Consider the following 12,578-nt stretch of genomic DNA (forward strand, 5'->3'; position numbering starts at 1 on the left):
TGTTTATTTGTAATGACTTTATTTTTATCGTGATAATTAATTTAGATTAATATCTTTAAATTTCATATAAATAATTGGATGTGATTACATCATAAATATAGTTATCCAGATGGATTTATATTTTATGTATCGGTGGATAATATATTTTTTGAATAACGCTAAGAGGTTGATTATGTATCATCATGAATATGAAGAGCAAGATAAAAAACAAGATGACTATAGCCATTGGGTTGGAGTAAATGGTATTAGAGTGAGAATTCGAGGAATGAATGATTCTACTCGCTTATTTGCTAATGGAAGAAATGTAGTGGCTGTAGATGTTCATATTATACCAACTGACGCCAACGGTAAGGACATTTCAATTTTTAGTTCCAAATTTTTAAATCATGTCTATTTGATTGATTATGAAACGGGAGAACATCTGACTAGGCAGGCTAAGGGAGTTTCAAGAGATAACTGCACATGGGCGTATAGGAACTCCCCTAATAGTTTTACTGAGTTGCCAGATATATCTGATTATTTTACAAAAAAAACAATTACAGCATTTGATTCTGAATTAACTACTAATATGGTGACTTTTTATGTTTATTGTTTCCGAGCCGAAGAAAAAAAAATAGGTGCTTTTATCAAGACTCCAAACGGAGATGAATACACTTCACAAGGTACTGAATCAGGACAATCTGGATTTAATTCACATATTCAATTAATTGGGATACCTGAAATAATTTATTCAACAGAAACAATAGACATAACAGATTATGCTAGTCATCGACGGATCGACAGTAATGATGATTGGGAATACCATAATACATATGTATCCTTAAAAAACAATTCACTACAGAGAGAACGACGTATTATATATGTAGATATTGCTGGTAGATCTAATGCTGCATATTCTGTTTTTCATACTGGTCGATATAACAATATTTTTCATTATATATGGGAAATAGGTTGTGTAAGTGATGTTAAATTGAATCTTGATGGAACCGATTGGGGGATTGGTAAATTTACATACGATATAAGTGCGACTATTAAAGAAATGCCTGGAGCTCTTTGTTTTACTGTGTTGTATATAAAATACCTTAATCCACCATATAAGAATATCAATACTAAGCTTCGAATAACTCTCTATGATCAATATGGAAATACAGGTGATTTTATTGTGAAAAGTAAGGACCCTACAAGATCTAAAATTGAACTTCAATCAGTTAATAATGACGAGCCGTAAAAAATCGTGTATTTAATCTATTGATTCATCAAACTGGAACAGTTTTTAATGCTTGGAAAATTTCACTGGATATAGGGTTTGTAGGACGAGGCCCAGTGAATCACTATATCCATTCTTTCAAGTTTTAGACTTATTGGCTATGCTTGCTTACTCGATTATGTGGTTATAGTAATGATTTAGCGAATATATTAATTTTTTCTAATTTTTCGAGATTGAAAATATGCATGATGGAATTATAAAAAATAATCCATCTATGTAATAAATGACATTTTATAATATTCCTAAACATGTTTCTTAACGTTTACTACACATGTAATCATGACATTAATTTGTATAGAAATAGAAATTAGTTACTTTGTCAATATAGTTATCCAGATGAATTTATAGTTTATGTATCAGTAGCTAATATGTTTATTGAATAATTCCAAGAGGTTGATTATGTATCATATATATGAAAATAATGATGATTATGGTCAGTGGGTTGGGGTGAGTGACTTTGGCATTGAAATTAAAGGAATGAATGGTTCTGCCCACTTGTTTGCTAATGCAAGAAATATGGTGGCTGTAAATGTTTATATTAAACCAATTGATTTAAATGGTAAGGCAATTTCAATTTCCAATTCCAATATTTTAAAGCATGTGAGTCTTATTGATTATGATACGGGAGAAGAAATACTCATGGATCAACAGACATGGAAATATGATGTACCGAGATGGTCATACACGACAACCCCTAATGAGTTTACTGAGTTGCCAGATATTTATCATTCTTCTACAAAAAAATTGACTGCTGAATTTAATGCGGAATTGGCTACTACTAATATGGTGACTTTTTATGTTTATTGTTTCCAAACTGAAGCAATAAAAATAGGTGTATTTATCAAGACACCATCTGGACATGAATACACTACACGAGATAATGAATCAAAACAATCTGGATTTAATTCATATATTCAATTGATTGGGGTTCCTAAAATAATTTATTCAACAAATAATTTAGAGATAAAATCTTACCCCAGTAACCAAGATGATGACAATGATGACGAACATTCTTGGGAGTATCATAATATATATATTTCCTGCAAGGAAAGTCTACTGCATGGAAAAAGAAGAATTATAAAATCAGAAGCACATAAAATAGAAAAACCTATAGATGCAAAACCGGGTAGAAAATATGATTTTGAATTTGATAGTCCATACTCGTATTATCGTGGCTATGAGTATTCCCCTAATTCTGGAAGTGATTTTATTCTTCATTATTTATGGAATTTAAGCCCCGTAAGGGATGTTCAGTTGGGTGATCATATAGGTTTGCCTGACTTTAAATTACATATAGATATTACGGCAACTATTAATGAAGTACCCGGAGCTCTTTGTATTACTGTGTTGTATTTGTCCAATATAATCGGAGATCTTGGTCCCTACATAGGGGTGAGTCCAATATCTATTTATGATCAATATGGAAATAGGGGTAGCTTTGTTATAAATAGTTATTTTGATACGAATTATTATGATATTCAACTTAAACCGGTGAGTATTGACTCTGACTGCTGAAGAGAAACGCGATGTTTTTCTTAAATCGATTAAAAGTGGCTGCTCGTAAAAAAGATCGTGTATTTAATCTATTGTTCCATCAAAACGGAACTGTTTTTAATATTTAACCCATTTCACTGGATATAGTCCTACAGGCCCTATATCCAGTGAATAACTATCCCCGTCGTCTTTCAAGTTACAGCTTTATTGGCTGTGATTAGCGCATTGAACGCCAACCGTAAAAAGAGGCCTCAAATGAATAATACTTTTTTCTCCAACGCCCACAATTTTCAAAGTGCGGCGACAAGCGGCGTTGACCCAAGAACCGGCCTGTTTAATTACACGTTGCTGGTGGCCCAGATTAGCGGCAACAATCACCTTGGCCCTGATCTGACCATGGCACTGTCATACAGTCCCCTGAATACTAAAAATACTGGCTTTGGCATTGGATTTACGTCCGGCTTGACCCAGTATGACCGACAAAACCGGCTGTTAATGTTGGCGAGTGGGGAGCGCTATAAGGTGATTGAAACCGATCAGACCGTCTACCTGAAGCAGTACAAGCAAGATGTCGTACGCTTTGAAAAAGACACCAAGCAGAATGTTTATCGGGTGATCCATAAATCCGGCCGGATTGAAGTGCTGACCGGGGCAGAGAATGGCTATGACCTCAAAGTCCCCACCCAGATTTTTAGCCCGTTGGGGCACTCCTTAACGCTGGACTGGGATTTCAATCGGGGTGTGATCCCCTATCTGACCCGTATCTCGGATGAAACACAAGTCCTGTTAACCGTTAACTATGAGTTGGGTGTGCATACGAAAATAACGGTTTGGCCAGATACCTCGGAATCCCATGAGATCCAGTTATTGTTTCAGAATGAGTATGTCACACAGGTCAAAAACACAGCGATTGATCCGACTTTGGTCTGGCAGCTTGGGTACAGCCGGGATCACGTCCGACTCTTAACCGAAATCACCTTCCCGACCGGGCTGATTGAGCACGTTGATTACCAGTCTGACGGGCATCGGTTTCCCGAGAATGTCCCCTTGTCCCCGTTACCCTATGTCACCCGGTACACCCAGTATCCCGGCCATGGCCCGGCTATTGTGCGGACGTATCAATATACCGATCTTAACTTCCTCGGTTACGGCGGATTTGGCAACTGGGATCGTGATGAAGACTATCTCTATAGCATGATGACCGACTATCAGTATGGCTCGACTGAAATCTGGGATGACGGCACCTCGCAACGCCATATTACCCGGCGCTATAACAACTACCATTTGCTGGTGTCAGAAACCATTCAGCAAAACCAGTGCAAACGGGAACACCGGACCGACTATTATGCGCAGATTGGGGTTGCCTTTGAGCAGCAGCCGGCACAGTTCCAGATGCCGAAATCGGCTACCGTCCGTTTTAATGATGAACCAGACGGGGACGTTATCCAGACGGAATTTGATGCGGCGGGCAATCCCATGATGCAGATAGCTCAGGACGGCACTCGCACGGACTGGATCTACTATTCGGCTGACGGCGAAGGCGACGATTGCCCGCCTTCGCCGCACGGTTTCGTGCGTTTTGTTAAATCCCAGACCGTCACGCCGGGCCGCTCCTCCCCCGAGGGGGCTTATGACGATGCCCCAGTACACCAGACAATCTATCGCTATAGCCGATTTCCCACCCGCGAAGGGACACCTGCCGCTTATGCTGTGGTGCGCACCTATCAAGGCTTGTTCAGCACCGGCCAGTTGTTGCATGAAAGACAGACTCACTATATCAATGCCGTTAGCTCCCCGGATCATGGTCGTCTCCAGCGCATTGAAGAGACCGTACATGAGGCGACTCCGGCGGCGGCGAGACAGGGCTGGACGAGCCAGCAGACCTTTAGCTACAGCGTACAGGGTGACAATTTGGTACAAAGCACCCAGTGGACCGGCCATGACCAACTCAGCTACACCACCCACCGCACCCAATCACGGTTCAGTGGTCAGGTTCGGCATGAAATGAATGCGCAAAAATGTACCTGTGATTACTATTACGACGGCGTTGGCCGTTTGCTGAAGCAGGTCACGAATGCGGAAACCGATTATGCCCATGAAATTAAGTATGCCTATGCCTTTGAGGAAGACGGTTTCGTGACCACCACCCAGACCGATGTCTGGGGCAACCAGCAACGCACCCGCGTTGACGGGTTGGGACGGCCCTATCAGCAGGAGGTACTGGAAAAAGGGCAGGAAGCACAGGGCTGGCGGAAGGTGGCCGAAACGGCGTATGACAGCTGGGGGCGAGGGGTCAGCCAGACGCATTATGACCGTCTGCCCGTGGACAATGATGACGGTAGTGAGGCTGGTAGTGAAACCCTCGTCGCTGCCCGGCTGCGTTTTGAATATGATGACTGGGGACAGCAACATCGTACCATTCAGGATACCGGTGAAAGTGCCCAACAAGATTACGATCCGGTGACCCGTACCACGCAGATAACCCGGCAGGCAGGAGGGTTGAGTTTTGCCAAAAGTACCGTAGTGTATGATCAAAATCACCGTCCGGTGACCACCACGCTGTATGACCGGGCAGGCAAACCGTATAGCCAGCAGAGTCATCAGTACGACGGTCTTGGCCGGGTGCGGGCCACCATTGATGTACTGGGGCAAAAGACGGCTTACGCCTACGATGTGTTCGGGCGGGTCAGCACCCTGACACACAGCGACGGGACGGTTGTCCGGAAAAGTTATGCTCCTTTCAGCAGCGGCAATCTGGTGACACAAATTGAGGCCGGTGGACACGTGCTGGGCACCCGCAGTTTTGACAGCCTGCACCGCCAGACATCAATCACCTGTGGTGGCCGTACCGCTCAGGCGACCTATCAGGACGTGGCTCCGTTGCCCTGTCAGGTGACCGATCCGTCAGGCCAGACAATGACGTATGACTATGAGATGATGCTGGGAAATGCTCTGACCCGGGCGTCGGCCGGAGACATGCAGCAGTATTTTACCTATGAGCCGAAAACCGGGGTCATGACGCAGGCCTGTGCAGCCCGGCAGGCCACTCGCCGTCTGAGTTATACCCCCGCCGGCCGGTTGCAGCAGGAAAGTTTCCGCTTTGACGAGACAGCGGAAGAAAACAATGAGCGGCAGGCAAACTACATTTACTCCTCCTCTGGTGTGCTGACCGGCTATCAAGATGTGACGGGCACACACCGCAGTGTGCACTTTGATCCCTTTGGCCGCCCTGTTTTCGCCCGGGATACGGATATTGAAGTATCTTTCACTTATGATGCGGCCAGCCGGGTCAGGCGCTGGCAGGTGTATGATATTCAGCATCAGCAGACGTGTGCCACTGCGCTGGAGTGGGATGAGTTTGGTCGGGAGATCTACCGTCAGATCCAGACAGCAACAGAGACCCTGACTCTGGAACAAACGTATACGGTCAAAGGGCAGCTGGCTTCTCGCCTGACCCATTCACAGCAGAGTGGGGTATTACGTCAGGAGAGCTACACGTACGATCCGGCCCGCGGCTGGCTGATGGCCTATGTGTGCACTGGCGTGGAATGCCCGCGCGACGCCTACGGTTTTGTTCTGGCCAGCCAGCGCTTTACCTATGACCGATTGGGAAATATCCTGACCTGCACCTCCAACCTTGAAGATGGCAGCACGGATACGGCCACATTCCGTTACAGTGCGTCAGACCCCTGCCAGTTGCACACGATCACCCACACCCATCCGGGGTATCCTGCCGTGCTTTCCCTGAAATATGATCAGGCCGGGCGTTTGATTGAAGATGAAGCGGGCCGGCAGTTAACCTACGATGCCCTGGGGCGGCTGGCGGCTGTCAGTTTAGATGACACGACCAGTACTTACGCTTACGACGCCACCAACCGGTTGGTGCAGCAACAAATCGGAACAGATAACACTCATGAGCTTTACTATCGCGGGGCCAGCCGGGTGGTGGAAATCCTGCGGGAAAGCGGGGTGGCGACACGTCTGCTGCGTGCCAGAGGAGAAGCCGTCGCCACGGTGACGGGGAACGACAGCCAGTTGCTGGGTACAGACGGGCACAGCAGCGTTCTGCTTAGTCACCAAGCGGACGGCAGCCAGACCCGCCATCGTTATTCGCCGCATGGGCAGCAGGCGGAAGAAGAACGTCATCCGGCTATCCCGGCCTATAACGGCGAACGCCTTGACCCGGTCGGCGGCGTCTATCATCTGGGCAATGGCTATCGGGCTTATAATCCTGTACTGATGCGTTTTAATGCACCCGACAGCTGGAGTCCGTTTGGCGCAGGGGGCCTTAATGCGTATGCCTACTGTCAGGGCGATCCGATCAATCACACCGATCCCTCAGGGCATATGAGTCTGGGCAATATTCTGGGGATTGCCTTTGGTGCTATCGGACTTATCGTGGGGCTGGTTATGGCCGTTCCCACTGGCGGGGCATCGTTGGCGGGTGATTTAGCTATTATCAGTGGTCTGATCGCGGATGTGACAGGCATTGCCAGTGCCGTCACTGAAGAGAGTAATCCACAGGCGTCTGCGATCCTCGGGGGTGTTTCCATCTTGTCTGGGGTGTTCAGTCTGGGAGCTGGCACCATCGGTGGCATTGCCCGTGGTATGCGGCGGGTGGGGGAAAAACTGATAGGCAGCTTTGCCCCAGGGCTGAGTGGAAGAGGGGCTGTAGGAGCAGGTGCACAAATAATGGGAAGACAGACAACGGCAGAAGGTGCTTTTACGCAAGCAATAAACAATGGCTGGATTCAAGAAATTGAACATCCTGCGGGTAGTGGTTTTCATACGTTACAGCTTACAGCACCTGAATTTGTGCCAAGTCTTTCAGTAATTCACGAAGACTATCCGCTTCTGATGAGATTAGGATTTGATCCAATGGATGTGTCGATGACGGGAGGGAGGGTAAGTCAAATTGATAATACTGCCATGACGTTCGGGGGGGCGCCGCCTTATATAGATATCACAATTAATACGGTATATAGATTATATGCACCATTCATAACCGAGAATACAGGGCTTGATGCTGGTAGAACGATGATCAAGATACTTCATTCCAGCATAGTTGAGCGTTTCACTAATGGTAGTCTGATGTACCGTACACCATTTGATCAACAATATATTCATTCAATAAGCCATTTTTGGAGCCTGAATGGAGTGTCTCATAGCCCACAATACTGGCTACTGAATGATATGATGGAGAGAGATGTGTCGTTATGGGGACTTATTGTAAACACGTTCGGCACGGAGGCTGCTACATATAATAATATTGATATATTTAGCTTTTACAATACCTTGATCTCTGGCCTTCCTTGATATAAAAATAAATTTCTGGAATTACCATCAGGAAAATAAAAAGGAGCCCTGTTTTGACAGACTCCTTTTATTTTTCCATACTATAGCAACCTTATTACGATATTTATTCTATACCTGGATGCTATTATCACAGAGATGTTTATATTACTGGTATTCACATATTAATTATTATTTATGACCAATATGAAAATAAGGAAATATTTTTAACCGAGGGACAAGATTATAATAATAAAAAGGAATTTACTGTTTATTTTGCGGATGTTTGGCCTTGTCGTACAGCCCTTGAATACCAAGTACGCCGATTTTAGCATTGGTTTACGCTCGGGATGAACCCAGTATGACCGGTAAATCAGACCTGATGGAAGTGCTGGCTGGCGCAGAGAATGGCTATGACCTCAAAGTCCCCACCATGATATTCAGTCCGATTGACCACATCTTGGCTTTAGACTGGTCTTTCGGGACAGGCGCAACCCCTCCAAGATTATAATGACATTATTGTTAATTGGCTGAATGCGGATTCAGGGATACCATAATAATAAGAAAGTAATCTGTTATTTTGTAAACTTATTTATCAGTATTACTAATTACTGATAAATATCTTCTCTTTTAAGATTTGCAATTTTTTTTGTTAGTGTCTTAAATTAGGGCATAGAAGCGTAATTGGATTCGTAAGAAAACTATCTAATCAATATTGGAGGTTGTATATGGGTATCCTATCATGGATTATCTTTGGCCTAATTGCTGGGATTCTTGCTAAGTGGATTATGCCGGGAAATAATAGCAGCGGTATCATTATGACGGTGATTTTAGGCGTGATTGGTGCAGTTGTCGGTGGGTATATCAGCACATTCTTTGGAATGGGGAAAGTTGATGGCTTTAATTTTGGCAGTTTCGCCATTGCTGTTGTAGGAGCGATGATCGTCCTATTTGTATACCATAAAATGTCTAATCAATAATTTCCAACTTTTTTACAAATTTACAAAATAATTCTACAAAGTGGTTTTATAAATCTAAGAATCAATATGATTAATAACAAAAAAGGGCATTGTAATAATATGCCCTTTGCTATTTATTATTCTTCTGACATTTATTTTTCTAACGGAAGAGAATCGTCTGCTCCCCATTCAGCCCAAGAACCATCGTATAATCCCGCTTCCTTATGGCCAATCATGTCAAGCCCCAATACTAAAACGGCGGCTGTCATTCCTGAACCACAACTGGTCATGATCGGATGGTTTAAATCAACGCCTTGTGCACTAAATATCGCCGTAATTTCTTCTGCTGATTTATAACTTCCATTATCAATCAAAGTTGTCCAGGGCACATTTTTAGCGCCGGGAAGATGACCCATTCTTAAGCCCGGACGCGGTTCTGGAACTTTTGCCTGAAAGCGATCTTCCGCTCTGGCATCAACAAATTGTATGGGTGTCTTGTTATGCAGGGCATCAAGGATCTGTGCCTGAGCACAGACTTTTTCCGGGGTAAACTGAATATTGAAAATTTCAGGTGAACGGATAACTTCTCCTGATTCAGTCGGATAACCAGCCTGCTGCCATCCTTGTAACCCTCCTTCAAGAATACGGATATTACGTGTGCCAAAAATTTTGAATGTCCACCATGCCCGTGGAGCAGAAAACATGTTTCCCTGATCGTAAATTACGACCAGATGATTTTCACTGATCCCCATTTTACTGGCAGTTTGGCGGAAAACTTCCGGCTCAGGCAGCATGTGTGGCAGGTTGGTCTGTAGATTGGCGACTTTATCAAGATTAAAGAACTGGGCTCCCGGAATATGTTTATCCAACCAGAGCTGATGATAATCGATGGATTGGGTAGGCATTGGGGCACTGGCATCAATGATAACGATATTCTCATCATGGAGATGCTCGTTTAACCATTGTGGACTAACAAAATATTCATTTTTCATGAGCTTCCTCACCTGATGTCGTAATCTCGGATATTGTAGCGTGATATGCTGCAATATCTGGTGTTGCGATAAAAGCTGATATATTTATTGTTGCCCTGTCGGGGCATCTTCCTGCTGAATTTGTTGCGGCTTTTCTATTGGAGTCGTTGAGCGTGTGTACATATTCAATCCCGCAAGAAAAACACCGCCAATGGAACCGATAGAAAATAATATAATGATAATGAGCAGGATTTTTTTCATCTTTGTATCCAATAAGATTTTAATAATGCATTATAACGGCCATAAAAAGCCAAAAGATAGAAAGTCAAAAGTATATCGGCTTCTGCATTCCAGACAAGTGATATACCCAATGGATTTTAAGATGCAGCGTGATTAAGCTGATTTGATATCAACTCTATGCGAGAATAGCCTTCCAATTTTTAAGCAGCAAAACTCATGGCACTTTCCAGCTCAATAAAAAATCAAATTAGTCAATGGTATAAGGCACTATCTACCCATATTGATGGTTTCATTCCACGCGCACCCCAACGTCAAATGATTGCAGAAGTCGCAAAAACGCTGGCGGATGAAGAAGGCAGACATTTAGTGATAGAGGCTCCTACAGGAGTCGGAAAAACTTTGTCGTACTTGATTCCGGGGATTGCAGTCAGTCGGGCAGAACAGAAACCATTGGTGGTAAGTACAGCCAATGTTGCCTTGCAAGATCAAATCTACAGCAAAGATTTGCCGTTGCTACGCAAGATCATTCCTGACCTGAAATTTACGGGAGCTTTTGGTCGGGCGCGTTATGTCTGCCCCCGCAATCTGGAGGTCATTTGTGCCGCAGAGGGTGAGCAGATTGATCTGATGTTTTTGGTCGAAGATCGGGCGGAAGTTGCCAATAGTGAGGAACGGGAGTTATGTCGCCGATTGCGTAGTGATTACACGACCTTTGCATGGGACGGTTTACGTGATCATCATAAATTGGCACTACCAGATTCTTTGTGGAGAAAGATCAGTACGGATAAAATGAACTGCCTGGCGCGAAATTGTCAGTTTTATCACCGTTGCCCGTTTTTTCTCGCTCGCCGGGAAATTGAAGATGCAGATGTTGTTGTTGCCAATCATTCTTTAGTGATGGCCGCACTGGAAAGTGAGTCCGTTTTACCGGAGGCAAAAAATCTGTTGCTGGTATTGGATGAAGGTCATCATATTCCCGATGTTGCACGGGATTCACTGGAAGTTGAAGGCGAAATCACGTTATTTCAACTTAACGGGCAGCTCGATATGTTTGTCCGCCATGTGGAGCAATATCTGACTCAGTTCAGGCCGGCTAAACCACCTGCTTTAGCAAATATTCCCCGATTACAGACTCATTGTGAAACTATCCGTGAATATTTTAAGGAGCTGGCAGAGGTCACACAAGCGCTATTGCCTGAACGTAGTGAAGCAGAAGAATATCTATTCGAGCTGGGAAAATTACCCGATAGCTTGCTGTTATGTTGTCAGCAATTATTTAAACTTACTGATGGATTGCGCGGTTTAGCTGAAGCAATTTTAAATGATTTGAGCGATCAGACGGCTAAACAGGATATCGTTCGATTACATCGCTCTATTTTGCAAACCAGCCAAACATTGGGCTATTTTGAGAATATGACAAAACTGTGGCGTCTGGCTTCACAGGAAGAGTCTTCCCATGCACCAATATCAAAATGGCTCACGCGTCGCTATGAAAAAAACCAATCACACCTTTATTTTCACTGTGCCGGCATTCGGGTCAGTGAACAATTAACCCAGTTGTTATGGCGCAATATTCCGCATGTTGTCGTGACTTCGGCCACATTACGTTCTCTGAATAGCTTTTCCCGTATTCAGGAACTGACAGGTTTACATGAAAACTATGATGATCGTTTTGTGACTTTATCATCACCTTTCGAACATGTGCGGCAGGGGCGTTTAATTATTCCTCAAATGATACAGGAACCAACCATTCAAAATGAAATGCAGCACCTTGAGGAGATGGCTCGTTATTTTCGATTGCAGGTGATGGAAGGGAAGCACAGGGGAATGCTGATACTATTTAGCAGTCAGCGTGCAATGGAAGGTTTTCTTACTTTTGTCAAAGACCTGCGGTTAATGTTATTAGTACAAGGTGATCAACCTCGTTATCGATTGGTAGAAACGCATTGCAAGCGCATTGATGAAGGACAATTCAGCGTTCTGGTTGGATTACAGTCATTTGCTGAAGGATTGGATTTAAAAGGCGATTATCTTTCACAGGTACATATTCATAAAATCGCATTTCCGCCCGTGACTAACCCTATCATTATTACTGAAAGTGAATGGCTGAAATCTCTGAAACGCTACCCGTTTGAAGTGCAAAGTTTGCCAAGCGCTTCTTTTAACTTGATTCAACAAGTAGGGAGATTGATCCGTAGCCATGAATGCTATGGTGATGTGGTAATTTATGATAATCGATTATTGACCAAACGTTACGGACCACGTCTTTTGAATTCGTTACCTGTATTTCCAATTGAGAAACCTAAAGTACCATCAAAAGAAGAATTGATGATATTGAAAAAGGATAAATAACTC

Annotated in this window: 8 protein-coding genes; 6 read left to right on the top strand and 2 right to left on the bottom strand. The window is 43.8% G+C overall.

Going from position 1 to position 12,578, the window contains the following annotated elements:
* Positions 1-172: 172 nt before the first annotated feature.
* From FE394_RS00550 to FE394_RS00570, 5 genes are all read left to right on the top strand, one after another.
* Positions 173-1,228 carry a hypothetical protein gene (locus FE394_RS00550; RefSeq protein WP_319924457.1) on the top strand — a complete coding sequence of 352 codons (1,056 nt, stop codon included), beginning with the start codon at positions 173-175 and terminating at the stop codon, positions 1,226-1,228.
* A 438-nt stretch (positions 1,229-1,666) separates the two neighbouring features.
* The gene (locus FE394_RS00555) at positions 1,667-2,782 is read left to right on the top strand and encodes a hypothetical protein (RefSeq protein ID WP_319924458.1); all 1,116 of its coding nucleotides are present in this window, start codon (positions 1,667-1,669) and stop codon (positions 2,780-2,782) included.
* A 234-nt stretch (positions 2,783-3,016) separates the two neighbouring features.
* Complete coding sequence (locus tag FE394_RS00560) at positions 3,017-8,077, top strand: RHS repeat-associated core domain-containing protein (RefSeq protein ID WP_319924459.1); 5,061 nt, start codon at positions 3,017-3,019, stop codon at positions 8,075-8,077.
* Between the two features lie 337 nt (positions 8,078-8,414).
* On the top strand, positions 8,415-8,564 hold the full coding sequence (locus FE394_RS00565) for a hypothetical protein (protein WP_319924460.1): 150 nt from the start codon (positions 8,415-8,417) through the stop codon (positions 8,562-8,564).
* A 217-nt stretch (positions 8,565-8,781) separates the two neighbouring features.
* The gene (locus FE394_RS00570) at positions 8,782-9,033 is read left to right on the top strand and encodes a GlsB/YeaQ/YmgE family stress response membrane protein (RefSeq protein ID WP_319924461.1); all 252 of its coding nucleotides are present in this window, start codon (positions 8,782-8,784) and stop codon (positions 9,031-9,033) included.
* Positions 9,034-9,164: 131 nt separating this feature from the next.
* Here the strand turns inward: FE394_RS00570 and sseA are convergent, their stop codons facing one another.
* On the bottom strand, positions 9,165-10,004 hold the full coding sequence (gene sseA / locus FE394_RS00575; RefSeq protein ID WP_319924462.1) for a 3-mercaptopyruvate sulfurtransferase: 840 nt from the start codon (positions 10,002-10,004) through the stop codon (positions 9,165-9,167).
* A gap of 84 nt (positions 10,005-10,088) precedes the next feature.
* Positions 10,089-10,244: a hypothetical protein gene (locus tag FE394_RS00580; RefSeq protein ID WP_319924463.1), complete on the bottom strand. Its 156-nt coding sequence runs from the start codon at positions 10,242-10,244 to the stop codon at positions 10,089-10,091.
* A gap of 195 nt (positions 10,245-10,439) precedes the next feature.
* Here FE394_RS00580 and dinG point away from each other — a divergent pair, with 195 nt between their 5' ends.
* Positions 10,440-12,575, top strand: coding sequence for an ATP-dependent DNA helicase DinG (gene dinG / locus FE394_RS00585; RefSeq protein ID WP_319924464.1), 2,136 nt, complete (start codon positions 10,440-10,442; stop codon positions 12,573-12,575).
* Positions 12,576-12,578: the final 3 nt, after the last annotated feature.

The organism is Xenorhabdus littoralis (assembly GCF_033949345.1).
GTDB lineage: Bacteria > Pseudomonadota > Gammaproteobacteria > Enterobacterales > Enterobacteriaceae > Xenorhabdus > Xenorhabdus littoralis.

What these genes read in the sequence shown, in the direction of transcription:
- sseA (WP_319924462.1), bottom strand. Translation starts at nt 10,004, where the DNA reads ATGAAAAATGAATATTTTGTTAGTCCACAATGGTTAAACGAGCATCTC.
- dinG (WP_319924464.1), top strand. Translation starts at nt 10,440, where the DNA reads ATGGCACTTTCCAGCTCAATAAAAAATCAAATTAGTCAATGGTATAAG.
- FE394_RS00580 (WP_319924463.1), bottom strand. Translation starts at nt 10,244, where the DNA reads ATGAAAAAAATCCTGCTCATTATCATTATATTATTTTCTATCGGTTCC.
- FE394_RS00565 (WP_319924460.1), top strand. Translation starts at nt 8,415, where the DNA reads ATGACCGGTAAATCAGACCTGATGGAAGTGCTGGCTGGCGCAGAGAAT.
- FE394_RS00560 (WP_319924459.1), top strand. Translation starts at nt 3,017, where the DNA reads ATGAATAATACTTTTTTCTCCAACGCCCACAATTTTCAAAGTGCGGCG.
- FE394_RS00550 (WP_319924457.1), top strand. Translation starts at nt 173, where the DNA reads ATGTATCATCATGAATATGAAGAGCAAGATAAAAAACAAGATGACTAT.
- FE394_RS00555 (WP_319924458.1), top strand. Translation starts at nt 1,667, where the DNA reads ATGTATCATATATATGAAAATAATGATGATTATGGTCAGTGGGTTGGG.
- FE394_RS00570 (WP_319924461.1), top strand. Translation starts at nt 8,782, where the DNA reads ATGGGTATCCTATCATGGATTATCTTTGGCCTAATTGCTGGGATTCTT.